Annotated in this window: 17 protein-coding genes; 7 read left to right on the top strand and 10 right to left on the bottom strand. The window is 41.9% G+C overall.

Annotated elements, in window-relative coordinates; all coding sequences use genetic code 11:
- Window positions 1-4 precede the first annotated feature (4 nt).
- Complete coding sequence (gene cysB / locus L2717_RS00620) at window positions 5-988, bottom strand: HTH-type transcriptional regulator CysB (RefSeq protein WP_220775134.1); 984 nt, start codon at window positions 986-988, stop codon at window positions 5-7.
- Between the two features lie 228 nt (window positions 989-1,216).
- Between cysB and zomB the strand changes: the two genes are divergently transcribed.
- On the top strand, window positions 1,217-1,996 hold the full coding sequence (gene zomB / locus L2717_RS00615) for a flagellar motor control protein ZomB (RefSeq protein ID WP_220774505.1): 780 nt from the start codon (window positions 1,217-1,219) through the stop codon (window positions 1,994-1,996).
- A 168-nt stretch (window positions 1,997-2,164) separates the two neighbouring features.
- Here zomB and topA read toward each other — a convergent pair whose 3' ends face one another.
- A complete protein-coding gene (gene topA / locus L2717_RS00610; protein ID WP_220774504.1) occupies window positions 2,165-4,807 on the bottom strand; it encodes a type I DNA topoisomerase in 2,643 nt (880 codons plus the stop codon).
- 329 nt (window positions 4,808-5,136) lie between these two features.
- Between topA and astB the strand changes: the two genes are divergently transcribed.
- The gene (astB, locus tag L2717_RS00605) at window positions 5,137-6,471 is read left to right on the top strand and encodes an N-succinylarginine dihydrolase (RefSeq protein WP_220774503.1); all 1,335 of its coding nucleotides are present in this window, start codon (window positions 5,137-5,139) and stop codon (window positions 6,469-6,471) included.
- 91 nt (window positions 6,472-6,562) lie between these two features.
- Here the strand turns inward: astB and L2717_RS00600 are convergent, their stop codons facing one another.
- Window positions 6,563-10,279 carry an Ig-like domain-containing protein gene (locus L2717_RS00600; protein WP_220774502.1) on the bottom strand — a complete coding sequence of 1,239 codons (3,717 nt, stop codon included), beginning with the start codon at window positions 10,277-10,279 and terminating at the stop codon, window positions 6,563-6,565.
- Between the two features lie 222 nt (window positions 10,280-10,501).
- Between L2717_RS00600 and L2717_RS00595 the strand changes: the two genes are divergently transcribed.
- The 4 genes from L2717_RS00595 to L2717_RS00580 all read left to right on the top strand — a co-directional run bounded on the left by L2717_RS00595 (window position 10,502) and on the right by L2717_RS00580 (window position 14,535).
- Window positions 10,502-11,800: a dicarboxylate/amino acid:cation symporter gene (locus tag L2717_RS00595; protein ID WP_220774501.1), complete on the top strand. Its 1,299-nt coding sequence runs from the start codon at window positions 10,502-10,504 to the stop codon at window positions 11,798-11,800.
- Window positions 11,801-11,979: 179 nt separating this feature from the next.
- Window positions 11,980-12,339: a hypothetical protein gene (locus tag L2717_RS00590; RefSeq protein WP_246611814.1), complete on the top strand. Its 360-nt coding sequence runs from the start codon at window positions 11,980-11,982 to the stop codon at window positions 12,337-12,339.
- Between the two features lie 181 nt (window positions 12,340-12,520).
- Complete coding sequence (locus tag L2717_RS00585; RefSeq protein ID WP_220775078.1) at window positions 12,521-13,195, top strand: response regulator; 675 nt, start codon at window positions 12,521-12,523, stop codon at window positions 13,193-13,195.
- Window positions 13,186-14,535 (top strand): ATP-binding protein, encoded by a 1,350-nt coding sequence (locus L2717_RS00580; protein ID WP_220775077.1) that lies wholly within the window; start codon window positions 13,186-13,188, stop codon window positions 14,533-14,535. The genes L2717_RS00585 and L2717_RS00580 overlap by 10 nt, the downstream gene beginning before the upstream one ends.
- 15 nt (window positions 14,536-14,550) lie before the next feature.
- Here L2717_RS00580 and L2717_RS00575 read toward each other — a convergent pair whose 3' ends face one another.
- The 5 genes from L2717_RS00575 to cobB form a co-directional block, all read right to left on the bottom strand.
- Entirely contained in the window at window positions 14,551-15,246 is a 696-nt protein-coding gene (locus tag L2717_RS00575; protein WP_248937945.1) for a 2OG-Fe(II) oxygenase, read from the bottom strand.
- A gap of 325 nt (window positions 15,247-15,571) precedes the next feature.
- On the bottom strand, window positions 15,572-16,519 hold the full coding sequence (gene corA / locus L2717_RS00570; protein WP_248937944.1) for a magnesium/cobalt transporter CorA: 948 nt from the start codon (window positions 16,517-16,519) through the stop codon (window positions 15,572-15,574).
- Window positions 16,520-16,646: 127 nt separating this feature from the next.
- Window positions 16,647-17,018 (bottom strand): hypothetical protein, encoded by a 372-nt coding sequence (locus L2717_RS00565; protein WP_220774193.1) that lies wholly within the window; start codon window positions 17,016-17,018, stop codon window positions 16,647-16,649.
- A gap of 286 nt (window positions 17,019-17,304) precedes the next feature.
- On the bottom strand, window positions 17,305-17,754 hold the full coding sequence (locus tag L2717_RS00560) for an ATP-binding protein (RefSeq protein WP_220774194.1): 450 nt from the start codon (window positions 17,752-17,754) through the stop codon (window positions 17,305-17,307).
- Window positions 17,751-18,482: a Sir2 family NAD+-dependent deacetylase gene (cobB, locus tag L2717_RS00555; protein WP_220774195.1), complete on the bottom strand. Its 732-nt coding sequence runs from the start codon at window positions 18,480-18,482 to the stop codon at window positions 17,751-17,753. Before cobB ends, L2717_RS00560 begins: the two co-directional genes overlap by 4 nt.
- A gap of 253 nt (window positions 18,483-18,735) precedes the next feature.
- Between cobB and fur the strand changes: the two genes are divergently transcribed.
- Complete coding sequence (gene fur, locus L2717_RS00550; RefSeq protein WP_220774196.1) at window positions 18,736-19,167, top strand: ferric iron uptake transcriptional regulator; 432 nt, start codon at window positions 18,736-18,738, stop codon at window positions 19,165-19,167.
- Between the two features lie 81 nt (window positions 19,168-19,248).
- Here fur and L2717_RS00545 read toward each other — a convergent pair whose 3' ends face one another.
- The gene (locus L2717_RS00545) at window positions 19,249-19,746 is read right to left on the bottom strand and encodes a GNAT family N-acetyltransferase (RefSeq protein ID WP_220774197.1); all 498 of its coding nucleotides are present in this window, start codon (window positions 19,744-19,746) and stop codon (window positions 19,249-19,251) included.
- 92 nt (window positions 19,747-19,838) lie between these two features.
- Window positions 19,839-20,246 carry a nucleoside diphosphate kinase regulator gene (gene rnk, locus L2717_RS00540; protein ID WP_220774198.1) on the bottom strand — a complete coding sequence of 136 codons (408 nt, stop codon included), beginning with the start codon at window positions 20,244-20,246 and terminating at the stop codon, window positions 19,839-19,841.
- Between the last annotated feature and the right edge of the window lie 198 nt (window positions 20,247-20,444).

The following is a 20,444-nucleotide window of genomic DNA, read 5'->3' as shown; positions in this document are numbered from 1 at the left end:
ACCTCTATCGCATCGGTAAATTTTTATCAGCAAACATTTCATCAATAAGTTGTTGGTCCCGTAACGCTACTGCTTTTTCAACTACATCGCGGGTTAAATGTGGTGCAAAGTGTTGAATAAAATCATACATATAACTACGTAAAAAACTGCCCTTTCTAAAGCCGATTTTAGTCGTACTGTGCGCAAATAGATGACCCGCATCAATAGCCACTAAATCTTTATCCACGATAGGGTCAATCGCCATTGAGGCAATCACGCCAACACCTAAGCCCAAGCGCACGTAGGTTTTAAGCACATCGGCACTGGTTGCACTAAATACAACACGAGGTTCTAAGTTTGCATGATTAAACGCTTTCTCAATTTCAGATGCACGGTCAAAACCAAAAACATACGTGACCAATGGAAAACGCGCTAACTCTTCGATACTAATCAGAGCATTTTGATTACGCGTTGCAAGAGGATGATCCTTAGGTACGACAATAGAACGATTCCAGTGATAACAAGGCAACATAATTAAATCTGAATACAAATGCATAGCTTCGGTTGCTATGGCAAAATCGGCATCACCGCGAGCCGCTTGTTCGCTGATCTGCGACGGTGTGCCCTGATGCATATGCAAGTTCACTTTAGGATAGCGATCAATGAACTGACGAATGATCGTCGGTAATGCATAACGCGCCTGTGTATCGGTCGTGGAGATATTTAACTCGCCTTGATCAGGCTTAGTGTATTCTTCAGACACTTTTTTAATACTTTCAACTTTGCCCAAAATATCATTAGCAATGCTGATAACTTGCAGGCCTGCAGGTGTGACATGGGTTAAATGTTTGCCGCTACGTCCAAATATTTGGATCCCCAACTCATCTTCTAGCATACGAACTTGTTTACTGATCCCTGGTTGGGATGTGTACAAGTTTTCAGCCGTTGCCGATACATTAAGGTTATGCTTGACGACCTCGGCAATATATCTGAGTTGTTGCAGTTTCATTTTATTTCCTTGTATCTAACTACGCAAAATGCCATTAACAACTGAGTCGTAAAGTGTGCTCAGCTATAATCAATCGTTATAGTATATAGTAAAAACTAAAGTAAATTGGAATATAGCGTGTAAGTCTACAGATTCATACGACAGAAATGATAACCTAGGCTAAGATAACTATGCTAGTTTATTGATTTATTGTAGCATTAGTTCAATTGGATAAATAATGGAACATCTATGTCATTCACCTTGGTTCTGATCCTTATTGGTGCGCTTTTACTGCTTGTTATCGGAATTAACGTTTTACAACAACAAAAAGAACGTGCGGAGGCAGAGCGGCGCATTGAGTTTGCTCGTCAAAGGGCAATCATTGATGAAACCGAAGCTGTGCTATCAAACACAGGTATGATGCCCTGCAGCACCAATATTGCCTTAGTGCTATACCGTCGCGTGCAAGATGCGTTGCTCGCTGCTACGGCAACAAGTAATGGTCAGCAACAAGCAGATTATCAACGCCGCTTAATTGATATCAACAATCAAATAACGACCTTGCAATCTGGTCAAGCTCAAACGCCGCCGATTGAAAACTTTAAATTACCCGATAATGACAAACAAATTTTAGCTTTAGTACAAACCTTAAAAAAGTTAAAAGCCATACTCAGAGCTGAACATAATAAAGGTAAAGTCGATCCGAATATCTTTGCTCAGGAAGAAAGCCGTATTGATAGCTTACAGCTCAGAATCAACGTAGATTCTATGCTTTCTCGCGCACGCGCGGCCAGTTTTATGAAACAATATGGTTCATCAAAACAAATGGTTACCAAAGCACTTGCGACTTTACACGCGATCAAAGCACAGACGCCTAACGATCCTTTTATCGCTCGTAAGGTAGATGAAGCCAAGCTATTACTCGACGAAATTATGGGTGCCCAGAAACAATCTGAACCCAGTGCAGCAAAATCTAAAAATGAAGATGATGATATTGATATGCTGTTTCAACCGAAAAAGAAATGGTGATTTGTTGCCATTTTGTTGTATAGCCCGTCACTGTTCTATTGTGAGTAAGCTCAATTCAGCGTTTTATTTGTTAGCAATCTAACGTTGTTTTTTATGATTACTGTAATAGTAAAAAAGCCAAGTCATTTGACTTGGCTTTTTTTATTTTCAATCAGAGGCTCGTAGACGTTAGCTTTTCTTAGTCTTCTTGGTTGTCGCCTCACTTACCCACTTACCATTGACATAATGCGCAGACCAGCCTGTCGCTTTACCGTCAACTTCAGTGGCAACATACTGCTCTTTAGTCTTACGGCTAAACTTAACGACCGCCTTATTACCTTCATCATCGGTAACAGGAGCATCGGCTAAATATTGATATTTAGGCCACAGTAATTCACGGTATTGAACGAGCTCTTCAACCAGAGGTGCCCGGGTTTCCCGTGATTTAGGGAACGTACTGGCTGCCAAGAAAATACCTGCCGCGCCATCACGTAACACAAAATGGGCATCAGACTTAGTGCACTTAAGATCTGGCAAATAGATAGGGTCTTCTTTTGGTGGCGCCGCTTCACCGTTCTTTAATAATTTACGGGTATTTTTACATTCGCTATTCGTGCACCCAAAGTACTTACCAAAACGACCGTTTTTAAGCTCCATATTGCTACTACAGCGATCGCACTCAATCAGCGGACCTTCGTAGCCTTTGATCTTAAATTGGCCTTCTTCGACTTCATAGCCTTCACAAAGGGGATTATTACCACAGACGTGCAGCTTACGCTTTTCATCAATCAGATAACTATCCATTGCCGTGCCACAGATACTACAGCGGTGCTTCGCACGCAGTGCATCGGTCTCGGCATCTTCACTGTTTTCGCTAATAGCCTCAACGCCAGGCGTTAAATTCATCGTCGTTTTACAGCGTTCTTTTGGCGGTAATTCGTAACCAGAACAACCGAGGAACACACCCGTTGTACCGGTGCGAATACCCATTGGACGACCACAAGTGGGGCATTTAATATCCGTCATCACCATTTGGTTAAGACGCATGCCGCCTTCTTCGGGATCGAGCTCTGCTTTTTCTAATTGCTTAGTAAAATCGGCATAGAAACCATCAAGAACTTTTTTCCAATCGAGTTCACCGCGAGCTACATCATCTAATGTTTGCTCCATACTGGCGGTAAAGTCATAGCTCATTAAATCAGCAAAACTACTTACTAAGCGCTCACTGACTATTTCACCCATTTTTTCAGCATAGAAACGACGATTTTCAACCTTCACATAACCGCGGTCTTGAATAGTTGAAATAATCGTTGCGTAGGTCGATGGGCGGCCAATACCACGTTTTTCTAATTCTTTCACTAAAGACGCTTCGCTGTATCGTGCTGGCGGCTTAGTAAAGTGCTGCTTAGGCTGCAACTCTTTTAATGCTAATACATCGCCTTGTGCTACAAATGGCAAAGTACTATCTTCTTCATTTTTCTTTTTAAGTGCAGTTTGCACGCGAGTCCAACCATCAAAACGTAATGTACGTCCGGTGGCTTTAAGCTCATAGTCACCCGCTTTTACGGTTAACTTAGTTGCATCATATTGCGCTGGTGTCATCTGACACGACACAAACTGGCGCCAAATCAACTCATACAGACGCTGAGCATCACGCTCCATGTCTGATAATGTGGCGGCCTGCACGTGCACATTAGACGGACGAATCGCTTCGTGAGCTTCTTGTGCGCCTTCTTTAGAACCATAACGAATAGGCTCTGCAGGGAGATACTTATCACCAAACTCTTTGGCAATCATCTCACGTAGATTCTCTACCGCTTCTTGACTTAAATTAGTCGAGTCAGTACGCATGTACGTGATGTGACCTGCTTCATAAAGTCGCTGAGCCATCATCATAGTTTTCTTCACACCAAAACCAAGACGCGTACTCGCAGCCTGTTGTAATGTAGAGGTAATAAAAGGAGCTGATGGTTTGCTTTGAGTCGCTTTATCTTCACGAGCAAGTACTGTGTAACTTGCCGCTGATAATGCTTGAACCGCGGCCATTGCTTGCTGTTCATTGATAGGATTAAAGGCAGCATCTAAATGCTTAACCACTTCCATCCGCAAGGCTTCTTGAGCGGGCGTGCTGAGCTCAGCATGGACATCCCAGAACTCTTCTGGCACAAAAGCTTTAATTTCACTTTCGCGCTCAACCACTAAGCGAACAGCAACCGATTGTACTCGTCCTGCAGATAAGCCACGGGCGACTTTTTTCCACAGTAAGGGTGATACCATAAAACCCACCACTCGGTCTAAAAAGCGACGAGCTTGTTGGGCATTAACCATATTGGTATCGAGTGTTGATGGTTTACTAAAAGCATCTTGAATCGCTGTTTTAGTGATTTCGTTAAAAACAACGCGTTGATACCGCGAAGGGTCGCCACCGATAACTTCCTGCAAATGCCAGGCGATAGCTTCTCCTTCACGGTCTAAGTCGGTTGCGAGATAGATGGTGTCAGCAGAATCAGCCAGCGCCTGCAACTCTTTAACCACTTTCTCCTTACCCGGAAGAATTTGATACTTCGCCGCCCAACCTTTTTCAGGGTTTACGCCCATGCGAGACACCAGCGCTTGCTGATCTTTCACCTTTTTATATTGAGCTTTTTCTTCTGGCGACATTTTCTTCACTTCGGCAGCGGATTTAACCTTTTCATTGCCTTCGGAAGTCGATGATGTCGGCAAATCACGGATGTGACCTACGCTCGATTTAACGATGAATTCTTTGCCAAGATATTTATTAATAGTCTTAGCTTTGGCCGGTGATTCGACAATTACTAGCGATTTACCCATAGTTTACTTTGCGCCAAAAAATCTCAAGAAGGTGGAAATTGGCACCATATATAGAGGGTTGTGTGGATAGTTTCAAGTTAATCCCTCTTTTATATGTACCAGCGAGTCACTTTTTAATCAAAGTTGAAAAAATGTAAAAATATAATATGCGTAATTAAAAACTAATATTTCATTATTTGCCAGCAAGCAAGAAATAGTTATGCATTTATGGCCAAAAAGTCGCTTTGAGCACAAAAACGTGCGCTTGTGCGCTCAAAAAGCTTCACAGTATACTGGCCCCCTCAGGGACACTAAACAAATAATAACCTTCCCTATCACAAGGATAAGCAATGAAGCACTTTGAAGCGAATTTTGATGGACTCGTTGGACCAACACACAATTACGCAGGATTGTCTTTTGGCAATGTTGCCTCACTGAGCAACGCCGCCTTAGCTTCTAATCCCAAAGCCGCAGCAAAACAAGGGCTACAAAAAGCCAAAGCCCTGGCTGATATGGGTATGGTTCAGGGGATGTTAGCCCCTCAAGAGCGCCCAGACCTTTATACATTGCGCCGAATTGGATTTTCTGGCTCTGATGCCAATGTTATACAACAAGCCGCGAAAGAAGCGCCTATGTTGCTTAATGCCTGTTGTAGTGCATCCAGTATGTGGACAGCCAATGCGGCAACAGTCTCGCCGAGCGCTGACACTCGTGACGGAAAACTGCATTTCACCCCAGCCAACTTAGTCGATAAGCTGCATCGCAGCATCGAGCCCCTCACAACGGGGCGCATACTAACAGCAACTTTCAATGATCCCCACTATTTTCATCACCATAGTCATCTACCTGAGCATAATAGCTTCGGTGATGAAGGCGCCGCAAACCACACAAGGCTTTGTAAAGAATATGGCCATGCAGGCGTAGAGTTATTTGTTTACGGGCAAGAAGCCACCAACCCCAGTGCACCTAAACCGCAAAAATATCCAGCAAGACAGACCTTAGAAGCGTCGATGGCAGTGGCACGTTTACATCAACTTGAAGAGGATAATTGTGTCTTTATCCAGCAAAACCCCGATGTAATTGACCAAGGGGTATTTCATAATGATGTTATTGCGGTTGGTAACCAGAATGTGCTGTTTTACCATGAACAAGCTTTCTTAAATACCCAGCATAAAATCGATGAAATTAAACGTAAGCTTGATACTGAACTGTATTTCATCGAAGTGCCAACTGCAAAAGTCAGTATTAATGATGCCGTAAAAAGTTATTTATTTAATACTCAAATCATCACGCTGCCCTCTGGCGAAATGGTTATTGTTGCTCCAACAGATTGCCAAGAAAACCCCGCAGTATTTGCCTATTTGAATGAACTACTGACGCTAAACACCCCCATTAAGCAAGTGCTTTACTTTGACGTAAAACAAAGTATGCAAAACGGCGGCGGCCCTGCCTGCCTGCGTTTACGAGTAGCAATGAATGACATGGAAGTTGCTGCAGTAAATCAACATACCCTAATGAATGAGGGCTTATTTGGGCGCTTAAATACTTGGGTGGATAAACATTACCGCGACAGATTAACCACAGCAGACTTAGCCGATCCGCAATTGATTAATGAATCACGCACCGCATTAGATGAACTGACTCAGATCATGAAACTAGGAAGCGTTTATCTGTTTCAGAGATAGCATTTTAGCCTAATTAAATTGAACGATAAAAAATTAAAGGCGATGAAATCATCGCCTTTAATACTAATTAGACAAATGTTAATCTAGTATATTAACCACCGTCCTTGATATTCAGCGTTACACTTACTGGTGAACCTTTAGGCGTTTTTACTGTAACGACAAGCGCACCAGAGAGCTTTTGGTTAGGCTGATCCTCCTGACCTATAGTAAATGCATATATTAATGGTTTATTGGATGCATTACTGGCGATAGCATAACCCTCTCCTCCCGCGGGAACCAAAAGTTTACCGTTATCAATTGATGTTGATATTTTAGTTCCATATGGCAATGTATTATTATTAACATCAGAAACAAACAGATAAACTGTTTGAGCTCCTTTGGGGATAGGATTCAGTGGATCAGTTCTATCCATTAGATCGATGCCAGTAGCCTTTGTCATCGTATCACCATCAATAGAAACTAACCGGATCATAGGAGTGCTGCCAGACATAACAATAGGTATATTTCGGAATATATTTACCTGAGCTCTATTATCATCCAAACCTGTATCAGTACATGCTAGGCTGGGGCCAGAAGCACATAATAATCCTGTGTATTTCCCATCAGCTTTATTAAATTTACCGTCATTATTATAATCAACAAACTCTTCACCTACTGATCCAACTGGTTGAACAAGCAAATCAGCTAATGAGGAACTCTGTGAAATTTTACGATAAAAGCCATCCTCGTTATGGTCAGTAAAAGCTTCGGAGATATCAGTAAAAGGTTCAGTCTCACCCTTATCAATATCTATTACACCATCGCTATTGGTATCAACAACATCAAACAAGCCATTACCATTTAAATCAACAAAACTCTCCTCACCAATAGCATAAGCTGTGATAGTCGCTCTACCAGGTCTAGGTTGAGGTAATAATGAATTTATACCAGAATCAAATAATGTCTTTGATGTTCCCATACAAGGAGGATTAGTATCACCATAAAATGGTACTGGGCATTGCACAAGTGTAGTAGCAAAAGGTCTAGGGTTCTGACTGCGCCATTGAACGCTGCAGGCACCATCTGGATTAGTTAAACCACCCGTTGTACAAGAGCCTGGTATAGCACCTCCTTCTGCAGTAAAAACGATTACTGTTCCAGCTGGAACCATGTTATTAAAGTGATCTGCTGCTAAAACATCAATATCTACAAGTTCATTATCATAATCCCAACCTTCCGGATTAAATGTCGATGCTGAGACAGAGAAACTATTATCATCAGCAAGACCTGTTGTGATTGCAAGTTGATCTGACACATTTGAAATCACGCCATTATGACCCGTAGTTGTACTACCAGACCATAATGCAAACACTTTTACGGGAGTCGGTCGATTTCCACTTCTAACAATAACAGAAGCCAGTCCTGAGCTGTTAGTTATAGCAACTGCATACTTATTCTGAGCACTTAAATCTGAAGGGTAGTTAGAGGTACCGGGCTTAGGAAAGTTTGGACAGTCTAAATAATCTTGAGCTAATGGAGCAGGGCTTAAACTAATTCCCCCTACCTCCGTACTTAACTCAAAGCAAATTTGCTCCTGACCTGCTGGTGCAGCAGTTTCATCCAATAATTTAAATGTCACTACAGATGTTTCTGAACGAACACCGGCACCCGCAATACCACCTGTTCCTTTCAGCGCTAATAATGTGGGCGTAGCAGACACATACTGTAAGGAGCCTACTTTAGTTGAATCAATCTTAATCACGGTACTCGCGTTAACACTTCCACCACCTGTAACAGTGGAAACTGTCACCGTATCTTGAATTTCACAACCTGTACTTCGATACGTAGCATAGCCTTTCCCACCATTTGTAATCACCGGTGAGTCAATAACAGCTTTATTGGCAGATGTACATTCCGATGTAAATAAAAGGGTAAAAGGTTGTCCAGTTACAAGTGAACTGTCAGTGTTTAAAACAGAAACATCTAGAATTGTGGCCCCTCCTGCGGGAAGTAAACCAGCCCCAAGAGCAGTCTCAATTTTAAGGTTTATATTTATCCGACCAATATCAAACGCTTTTGTAGATACAGTCTCTTTGACTTTTAAGGATACTTCGCCAGCTCCAACGTTACCATTCGCGTACAAGTCGAGAATAGCTTTACCCTCAGCATTCGTAATTGCTGTACCTGAATTAGGGCTAATAGCACCTAATGTTGTCGCGGCAGTAACAAGAACTTGTTTTAGGGCTTGCGTACTGCCAGAACGAGTCACTTTAGCACCAATAATGCCAGGTTTATCGTTTGTAATACGATCGGTTATCTTACAAACCTCAAAGTTCTTTAGTGTTTTGTCCCAAGCAGCAACACCATTACAATCATATATATTAAAACTGATCTCAGGGCTTGCTTCTACAGGATCAATATCATCACCAGCGGTAACAAAACCGACAATAGCCTTCGCGGCACCATAACTTGCAGTGACCTCACCAGCACCTTCAATGCTACCAGCGGTTAAAATAATAGAAGCACGACCAATTGTATCTGTTAGAGCAGTCCCTTTGGCTGGAAGGAAGTTTCCTAAGGTACTACTAAAACTCACCACTTTACCAACCAATGGAGTAGCATCTTTATCTATTAAAGTAACCGTAACTTTGCTCGGTTGTGCTGCACTGACATTCGTGGTTGGCAAACTCGTCTGACTATTTGTCAACTGTATTGATAAAGAATTAGCTTCGCCATTTCCACCAGGTGCATCACCCACGACGTCAAAATTAAAACTATCGGTGATTATTTCATTTTCAAGTGAAAAACTAACAGTTACAGTGCCAGCACCTGCATCAGTACCAGTCACTAATGTTACCGAAGCATTACCTGCTAAGTCAGTGAGAGCGGTTCCTGATGAAGGATTTAATATGCCCTGGCCAGTTAAATTGAATGAGACAGTTTGATAACTGGTAGGTACTCCGTCTTTCAATAACGAAGCCGTTACGGTACCAGGAACAACATGGCTAATCGTTCTTAATTCTTGACCTTGTGAATCAGTAATTATTAATGCAATGCTATATGCATCGATTGGTTTAACATCAACCTCATCACCTGTAGTATTAAATCCAAATGGTTTTGACTCTGTATCGTCTACTTTCGCAATTATTTTACCAGCACCAGCGACAGTTCCGGCCGTGATGATTACTGTAGCTAGGCCGTTTGTATCAGTTAGCGCGGTACCTGATTCAGGTATGAATTTACCTAATGTTGAGGTAAAAGTAATAACCTTACCAGCAAGAGGTTCGTCGGTACTATTTGTATATATTGCACTCACGGTTCCTTGTATAGCGGAACTAATGTCAGTAATAGCCTGTCCCTGAGCATTAAAAAGAGATAGGTTAAGTTTATTCCCCGTTCCCGGCTGAACAACACCATCTCCCTTTGAATAAAAGCCCTTAGTTATAGAAGCCCCGCTCGCAACACTTGCCGTTATATTACCTGCCCCCGCTAAGGTTGCAGTATTAAGTTTAAGTGTTGCAACTCCAGATGAGTCCGTTAACTGCGTCCCTGTTGAAGGGGTAAAAGAGCCTAAATCTTCATTATCTAACTTGAATGAAACAACAACGCCAGCTAGGGGACCAGTCTTGGAGTCAATAACCGTTGCTTTAACTTCAGCAGGCGTCGCAACAGAAACACTGTCACTATTAGAAATACTAAGAGTAACTGTCACAACACTTGGTTTAGGCTCAGTGCCAGTCCCATCATCAGAGATACTGCCTCCACCACCACATGCGAATAAGAAAAGTGAACACATTCCTGCGAGAAAAACTTTATACGCTGACTTCATTGTCAGGCTCCCTGTTACTCTGATGATAATACCTAAGCAAAACGCTTATAACTTATAGGCTAACATTACACTTTTTTCACACAAAATATCTATTTTAATATCATCCTAACTCAAAATTATGCCAATATTTTAACGTAAAATGGCATTTCATATTCAAGTATTTCTTGCTAGTCTTGTGAGCGCCAAAAAATAGAAAGTATAAAAAAACACACAGGACTTCCAATGGCAATTTCGATAAAAAATAAACTCGGCCTTACAAGTAAAATTCTGATCGGTATGGGAGCAGGTATTGCTTTAGGTCTCATACTTCGCAATGCCTTCCCAGAAAGCGATATTGTGAATGATTATATTACTGAAGGTTTCTTGCACGTTATTGGTACTATTTTCATCTCTAGCTTAAAAATGCTCGTTGTTCCTTTAGTCTTTATTTCATTAGTCTGCGGAACTTGTTCACTGAGTGAACCTTCAAAGCTGGGCCGCTTAGGTGGTAAAACCCTCGCCTTTTATTTATTCACCACTGCAATAGCCCTAGTGGTTGCTATTGTCAGCGCAGTTCTTATACATCCCGGAAACGCTTCTCTGGCTTCAGAGAAAATGGAGTATGTCGCCAAAGAGGCGCCAAGTCTTTCAAGTGTAATAATCAATATCGTCCCCACCAATCCGATGCATGCATTGAGCGAAGGCAATATGCTGCAAATTATTATTTTTGCGGTTATTTTTGGTTTTGCAATTGCGCATATTGGTGAAAGGGGTAAGCGCGTGGCGGCTTTGTTTGAAGATTTAAACGAAGTGATTATGCGTGTCGTGACATTGATCATGCAGCTTGCACCTTATGGTGTATTTGCACTGATGGCAAAGCTCGCATTAACACTCGGTTTAGAAACCTTTGGGAGTGTGGTTAAATATTTCTTCGTGGTACTAGGCGTATTACTGGTCCATGCATTTATTGTTTACCCTACACTTCTAAAACTATTCTCAGGCCTCAACCCCTTAATATTTATTCGGAAAATGCGTGATGTACAGCTGTTTGCCTTCTCAACAGCAAGTTCAAATGCTACTTTGCCGATCACCATAGAAGCCTCTGAACATAGGTTAGGTGTCGATAATAAGATTGCCGCATTTACGCTCCCCTTAGGTGCAACCATTAACATGGATGGCACAGCCATCATGCAAGGCGTTGCCACAGTGTTTATTGCACAGGTTTTTGGTATTGAACTCTCACTAACTGATTATGCTGCTGTAGTCGTTACCGCAACCTTAGCCTCTATTGGAACCGCAGGCGTACCTGGTGTGGGACTGATTATGTTGGCGATGGTGCTAAACCAAGTCGGTTTGCCTGTCGAAGGTATTGCTTTAATTATCGGTGTAGATCGCCTGTTAGATATGGTGCGCACGGCAGTCAACGTAACGGGTGATTGTGTGGCAACGGTGATTATTGCTAAGTCAGAGGGCGAGTTTAACGAAGAGGTATTTAATAATACTCAAGCGGGCAAGATTTCGAGTCATTTCGACGGTTCATAACCGCAATAAAATATCTTAATCTTGATATGTTTATCACGCCCACATTGTGTTGGGCGTTTTATTTTATGATCAATTCAATCAGTATTTTCAAATTAATAAAACGTGGACATGCCAATAGAATAGAATGCTATCTTTCGATACATTATCTTTCTGGTTTATACGTATAACGGAGTTAAAATATGTGGTGGAGAATGCTTTGGATCTTGATAGCATGTTGGCTATTGAGTGCACATTTCCTACGTTACGAACAAATTACTTTTGCTATTCCTTTTGCATTAGCTCCTCTAGCCTTACTCTTCAGATCACTATATTTACTCAGATTATTACAAATTGTACTATTTATTAGTGTGTTTACTGTCTGGGGCGTTACTGCCTTCGAAACCGTTCAAATTCGCCTCGAACAAGAAACGCCTTGGCTAAGATTATCTTTTATTATGATAGCGGTAATGTTATTTACCTTAGGAGCAATTATGTGTGTAAATGGTATTTTACGCATTCGAAAACAGAAGTTCTCCTGGGGCCGCTCTTCCCTACGTTAACCTTCTTTATATAACACTCGTTATCGAAAAGTAGTTATTTTAATCATTGCTTCAGCTCGGTCAGCAGAGGTTAAGTTCTGTTGACATATGCTGACACTCTAATTTGGTTATTAATATAATTTTACGTAGACGTATTGGCAAACTTGCAAAGATTTAACTCATCCACTTTAAGGCCACATATATGAGAATTTTAGTTGTTGAAGATGATCTGATTTTATCCCATCACTTAAAAGTACAGTTAAGCGATCTTGGCAATCAGGTTCAAGTGGCGCTAACGGCTAAAGAAGGGTTTTATCAGGCAACTAATTACCCCATTGATGTTGCTATCGTCGATTTAGGCCTCCCCGATCAAGATGGTATTAGCTTAATTCAACAATTACGTGAAGCCGAACTTAAAGCGCCAATATTAATCCTTACAGCACGGGTGAACTGGCAAGATAAAGTCGAAGGTCTGAATGCGGGTGCTGATGACTACTTAGTAAAACCCTTTCAGAAGGAGGAGCTTGTGGCGAGGCTTGATGCGCTTGTGCGCCGTAGCGCAGGTTTTGTCAAATCTGTTATTTGCAGCGGAGAATTAAAACTCGACCTTGCAGCTAAGCAAGTTACGCTTGGTGATGAGATGATGGAAATCACCGCCTTTGAATATTTAATCCTTGAATACCTAATGCGGCATTGCCATGAAGTGGTAGCGAAGCAGCGTCTGCTCGATGTGATTTATGGCGACAAAGAAGGTGACCCAAATACGATTGAAGTGATGGTCAGCCGCCTACGTAAAAAACTCACCCACGATAGTATTGACAACCCGATATTAACTATTCGTGGCCAAGGATATAAATTTAATCTGCCATGCCATTAAGAGTAAAGTTTAAAAAACGTCTACTGACGCGCATGTTTATCACCTCACTCTCGATTATTGCCTTAGTCGGTTTTGGTCTAGCTTGGATGGTAAATATTTTGCACGCGCAAAATAGTTATAACGAAGAAACCGCGCAACTTATTGCCGAAATCCCCCAAGTAGCTGCAGAATTACGTGAACATGATCTGATCCCCGATACTAGCGCTTGGCTAGAAGAGAATAATAAACAAGAGCGGTATGTGATTGCCAGTTGTGATGAAAAGTTCAAACAAGTCTGGACCTCGTCATTAGCTGTCGATCGCGGCTTATTTGATACCTGCGAGCGTTTTAACGAAATTCGCAATGATTCCCCACCCTACTATCTCACTATGGCTGACGACAGAGGTTACTTTGTTTATCTGCTCGCAGTAGATATTGCAGGCGAGCATTACAACCTTCTGGTGATGAAAGATGCGGCTAAACTCGAGCAAGAATACAGTAAATTTAGTAAACGTACCTATATCCGTTTAGCCATGGTTTTAGCCTTAGCACTCATTCTATTAATCAGTGCAGCCTATTGGGGAATGCGGCCGCTGGTGCGAATGAAAAATGAGTTGCAATCGATTAACCAAGGTAAAAGCAAATCACTTTCCGAGGGTTATCCTGTCGAGCTTGAGGGCGTAACCCAAGCACTTAACCAAATGTTACAACAATCCAGCGCCCAGCAAGAGCGTTATCAGAATGCGATGAACGACTTAGCACATAGCTTAAAGACTCGCTTAGCCGCGGTGCATGCCATCACTGACGACGCCAGTTTAAATAAGCAATCTGCGAGCGAAAAGATCATGGAACAAGTGAGCCAAATGGATCAGTTGGTAAAATATCAACTTAAACGAGCCATGCTCGGCCGCCAAGGTCTAAAACAAGAACAAACAGCCATTGCGCCATTAGTTGAACAGCTGGCACAAATGTTATTTAAAATTTACCGCGAAAAACAAGTACAGTTTAGTGCCAATATCAGCCCAAATTTAATGTTTCCAGGCAACAAAGGCGATTTAATGGAATTATGTGGCAACCTAATGGAAAACGCATTTCGGCTATGCATTAGCCAAGTTCATGTGAGTGCGCACATTAATCCACAGGGTGAATTTGAGCTGGTTGTCGAAGATGACGGGCCTGGTGTTGAAGAAAAATTGAAACAAAAAATTATTCAGCGCGGTGTCCGCGCAGATACTCAATCGCCAGGACAAGGTATCGGCCTAGCCGTATGTGACGAAATCGTCCACAGTTACGGGGGTAGCTTAAAAATAGAGGAAAGCCGATTAGAAGGCGCACTCTTTAGGATCCGTATCCCGACCTAATTAATTGAAATATATTTAAGCAAGGATGGCATATAACTTTTCAGCACGGTTAAACATAAGCCAAGAGGTGACAATATATTTATCACCACTGACGGGCCTATTACCACGATGTGAGTGGGTAAATCCTGCGGGCGCGATAACCATAGTGCCTTTTTTAGGGGATATTTTACGTTGTTGATAATAGAATTCAGTTTCGCCGCCCTCTTCAACATCATTTAAATAAAACATATATAATACGACACGGTGTAAAGCTTCGTTATGACCATTCTGTGGAAACTGCTCCGAATGCCAATGGGGATAGCCGCCCTTATTTTGCTGATACTTCTGAATATTAATACTACCACTACGATATAAATATCTTACTAGTCCATCAACCCTAGGCACACCAAGCGCGGCAAAATTAGCTGGAGTTAATGTTGTTAGCTGTCCTTGTTCATCATTTACCGACACGGCAACCGCGCCCATTAACGCCATCGAATACTGAGTAAAATAGTCCACCGCCCCCACTAAGGTGTGACCTAAAAGCTCATTTTTCAAAGGTAGTAAATCAGCAAAATTGTCTAAGGTTAAATCACGACTGATTTTCTTTTCCGGATCAATACCATTACCCGTTTGACCATCAACAACACCGCTATGCTCATCAAATGCCAATATAAGGCGATCGCACAATTCATCAGGTAGTGCATTTGGGTATACTTCAATAAAGTCCATACATACTCAACGGATTGATTAATTATAGGTTTATGCTGGCATGTTCGTTAACTCATTGTAAAGTAATACTCATGAGATTATGTTCATCTTAGATTGCTCGGTATATAACACATATAAAGTATTAAAAGCCGCTATGCATTAATTACAATGGATAAATCGATTTATTTTTAATCAGTCACATTCTGAGCTGAAGCCAAACCTCTAGCGCGACTCTACCATCCAGCCATGCCAATTATTGAATAAAAAGGGGCAAATTAATTATTCGCCCCTTTTTACCTACATTCTAATGTGACTCAATAACAGCTAACTCCTTTAAAGATTTGAATTATAACCAATGCTTACGTTTAAAGAAAAAATATGTGCCTGCAGCACTGGCCACCATCATCACAATCGCCATAGGATAACCATATTGCCACGCAAGCTCGGGCATAATGGCAAAGTTCATCCCGTAGCTACTGGCGATTAATGTCGGAGGTAAAAAAACCACTGCGGCAACCGAGAATATTTTGATGATTTTATTCTGTTGTAGACCACTAAAACCCATAGCGGCATCAAGCAGAAAGTTTAATTTATCGAATATAAACTGACTGTGGGGCATTAAAGATTCGATATCCGACAACATTTCCCGTAAATCTTTCAAGTGCTCATCAGATAACTGGCCACGATAATAACGCTGCATGTAACGCAGTGATCGCTGGGTATCGAGCAAACTTAAACGGATTTTGCCATTAGAATCTTCTTGTAACGTAATTAACTTAAATACATCGTCAAGCTTATCATTATCAAACACTTGCTCTCCAACGTTTTCAAGCACTGTGTAGACGTCTTCGATTAAGTCAGACAGATGCTCTACTTTCAGATTAAAAAGTTCGAGAAATAATTCCTGCGGCGTCGACACCTCTAACCGTCCCAGACGCAAATAGTTACGCAATAATCGGATCAGACCGACATCTTCTTCACGAATAGTCAGTAGAAAATTAGCCCTGAGATTAAAAGAGATGTTTACGCCGCGTACATCCTGTCCAACGCGTTGAGGGAATAATGAGTTAATATGCAAACCATCACTGTTTTGATAAAAACGTGCAGAGGCCTCAATTTCATTGATATCTTCTTCGTCTGGTACTTCTTCAACAGAAAAATGACTTAACCATGCACGCTCTGCATCATCAGGTTTATATAAATCTAACCAAATGGTCGATGAGGGAATAGTGTCCAGCACCCCAAGCTCAGTCACACTAAGATGACGATTTTCATAGACATAAGCAGTGATCATTTGTCCTCCTGAAAACAACTTAAGTTAAAGATTCGACTTAAGTGCAGGCTAAAAAAATTGTCGCTAGTTTACCGTATCAGCTGGCAATGAAAAGGTGAGGAAGATTATTTAGTAAAATAAATGTGCTCTAATCCGTTTCAATAATGGCCAAGCGTTCTTGGGTCGAAAAGCGAATATGGATACCATCCAGCGTTACCATTTTAGAATCTGAAATATCTCCCTTGCGCACACGATACTCACCATTATTGTCCGCATTCGGTGACACTATTCTGACCGTAACAACCTGATGTTGATCGCGCCAATACCAGACACTGTAGCTCAATAAGCCCAGCCCGAGCACTACAAATACTCCAGTCAGAATATATCGGTGTAACAACCAGTTGTGCAAGGGCTTGTCAGTGAAGTTAATTGCCTGAGGTTGCACGATACGAGTGCGCTTCAGTAGCAAAAACCAAGCTCCCGCAATCACTAAGACTGTTAATAAAATTTTAGTTAGCACGACCCTTTCCTCTTACCTAATTGAGTTTACGCGCTATCGTGTATATAAATGCTTGTAGTTATTAAGCATTATTCACATAAGCTTGTATATTATACGCTGACTTAAGTGAATAAACTGCCTTTGGGATCAAGCTTAAGCTCCATCGGCAAAGAGATAAAACAAATATCACACTGATAGGTGTGCTTAGGATTATGCATAGGGTTAAGTATTGAAACGCGCTAACACGTAATAAATGGGCGTAACATAGGGTAAAACATCGCAGCTTTGAACATAATAGCCGTTACGGTTAAAAGTCTTCAAACACCTTTGCCATACGCTGAATTTGCGCCAAGGGAACGTTATGCCGGTTTCGTTCAGCACACTCCACTTGATGCGCCACATTACTCGGTTCACCAACAAGCACAATTCTTACTTGATAACCTAAAGCCTTGGCTGCGGCTTCATAGGCCATGTATTCCCAGCGGCATAGATTAGTATTATCACAAATCACGATAGGTTCACTTGAAGAAAGTGCTTGAATAAAGCCGGTTAAATTACATTGGTGATATTCAGGGAGCTTTTTCGCATCAAAACGATAAGTATCTTGTTGATAGAAAAAGCTATCGGTTGAAAATACGCCGCGCTGCCGCACACCTATGGCTTTATCTAAAGGCAGAGACAATATATAGCGCTCCACCCAATGTGACTTACCGCTGCCCGGCAAGCCGCGCATGATCATCACTAATTTCTCACTCATAAGCTCGACTCACTACCAATCACTTGTCCTGCCAAAATAGTATCAACCAGCTTAGGCACTAACTCCCCCGCTTTACCAGTAAGATGATATTGAAACTGACAATGTCTATCGGGCGCCATCATATTCACTTCCACCGTTTGCGCGCCGTGATGATTAGCCGCATCAACAAAACCTGCTGCTGGATAAACAGTACCCGAAGTGCCAATGGCGATAAATAAGTCACAGTTATCTAGCGCATCGTGGATGCTATCCATCCCTAAGGGCATTTCACCAAACCATACCACATGGGGCCGTAAACGCTGGGCAGGAATACAGCATGTACAACAATTACTTGCACCAAAAGGGTCACGTAAAATAAATGTCTGGCGCGAACGTGGACAACGCCCTTTAGAAAGTTCGCCATGCATGTGCAGTAAACGTCGTGAACCCGCACGCTCATGCAGATCATCAATATTCTGGGTAATAATGAGTAATTGGCCTGTAAACTCCGCCTCTAGCTTTGCCAAGGCCAAGTGCGCCGCATTAGGCACAACCGTTCCACTGTGCAATTGTTGCCAACGACTATTATAAAATCGCTCAACCAGTTCAGCATCACGCTCATAACCTTCAGGCGTAGCCACATCTTCAATATGATGTTCTTCCCATAGACCATCTTGATCACGAAAGGTACGTAATCCTGACTCAGCAGAGATCCCCGCACCAGTTAACACGACTATTTGCTGGTACATGCTGACTCCTTGTTATTTTATTAGGATGATTCTCACTGATGTTAACCATAGTGAATATCATGCCTTGGTATAAACATACAAAAACTATGCTTGAATTACCGTAAAATATTGTGATTTAACGCCTATTGACACAATTTATCTGCATATAAGACCATAAAGCCAGAACAAAGGTTTAAGTTTTCAACCCAAGCCCCTATAATGACAAACACTATACACGGATGAACCTATTGGTTCTGCAATCAAGAGATTAGCAATGACAGATGGAAATCAAGCGCTAAAAAAAGCGGGTTTGAAAATTACCCTGCCACGAGTTAAGATCCTAGAACTGATGCAAGGACCTGAAAACCAACATATCAGTGCAGAAGATTTGTACAAAAAACTATTGGATTTAGGTGAGGAGATTGGTTTAGCTACCGTTTATCGCGTATTAAATCAATTTGACGATGCAGGTATTGTCAGCCGTCACCATTTTGAAAGTGGTAAAGCCGTATTTGAACTCTCAACTCAACACCACCACGATCACTTAGTTTGCCTATCATGTGGCAAAGTCATTGAGTTTTCAGATGACGTGATTGAACGTCGTCAAGACGATATTGCCAAGAGACATAACATTAAGTTATCCAATCACAGCTTGTATCTCTATGGTCACTGCACCAATGATACTTGTGAACACAACGACGAGTAGTCGACTTCAGCTTTCATCAGCGAGACACAAAAAACCAGCCTGAGGCTGGTTTTTTATTGGACGATGTGAACAGGCAAACCGCTATAACACCTTGTCGTAGATATTCACTTTATGTCCCATAAACTCATTTTGCTCACGCCAGTGCATGCCTACGCGCTTAGCCACGCCTTCGGAGCAGAGATTCCCTTCTAAGATAAGTGCAATCGTCTGCTCAATCCCAAAGCGCTTAAATTCGGCTAATGCAGCAGATGCTGCCTCAGTGCCAATCCCTGTGCCCCAATACTCTGGGAAATAACGATAACCTAACTCGACCTCATTAAATTCTGGCAAAAATTTAGGCCCGCAAAAGCCAATCACCTTGTTATCAGCCTTATGTTCTACCGCCCAACGGCCAAAACCATGTTGTTGGTAATCAGCTTGGATCACCTGATGAAATAACTCAACCGCCTGCTCGCGTGATGTAAAAGCGGCGGTAGGGATATATTTCAGCATCGCCGGATTGCTGTTCATCAAATACAGCGCATCACAATCTTGCTCCGTAAATGGTCGAATAATTAAGCGGTTAGTTTGAGTAATCATTGCTATACCTCTAGAATGATGTTTTAAAAATCTGCCAATGATTAACACACAAAAAAATGGCGTAAAGTCAGGGACGCTACGCCAAGGCAAGCTTAACGGTGAAAATCACCACTACGCTCAGGCTGATACAATATCTCTTCAATACGAACTTTAACAACAGACCCCCCCGGTCCTGGCCATTCAATCTCATCTCCCTGAGATAGCCCTAATAATGCGCCGCCTACTGGGGCTAAGATTGAAATCGTCCCCGCACCATTAACATCTTTGGGATACACTAAACGCAAACAAAAAGTTTCATTACTGGATGAAACACTAAACTTAACTTCCGAATTCATAGTAACAACATTTGCAGGCACTTGGGCTGCGGGTACAATATCAGCTCGGTCTAATTCCGCTTCTAATGCCGTTTTACCCGGAAACGCATTTGCCGGGAGTGACTCTAATAATCGCTCTAGCCTTTCTAAATCGATTTCAGAAATAATAATTTTAGGTGTGTTCACAGTCTTTCCCTCATAAAAAGCGTGATGTTTAAGCCGGTTATTGGGCCAACATCAACTTCGTGGCTTACCTGCTTTAATGCAGTAAGCATCCATAAAACAAATACGCCCGCAGCCAATGGCTGCAAACGTGTGACATAATTGAATAAAAGATTTATTGATGAGACAGCACTGAAGCCATAATCATATAGATTACGGTTA

This window comes from Shewanella glacialipiscicola (assembly GCF_023283485.1).
In the GTDB taxonomy this organism is placed as follows: domain Bacteria; phylum Pseudomonadota; class Gammaproteobacteria; order Enterobacterales; family Shewanellaceae; genus Shewanella; species Shewanella glacialipiscicola.
The sequence above is the reverse complement of the archived record's forward strand: the minus strand, read 5'-3'. Positions and strand labels throughout refer to the sequence as shown.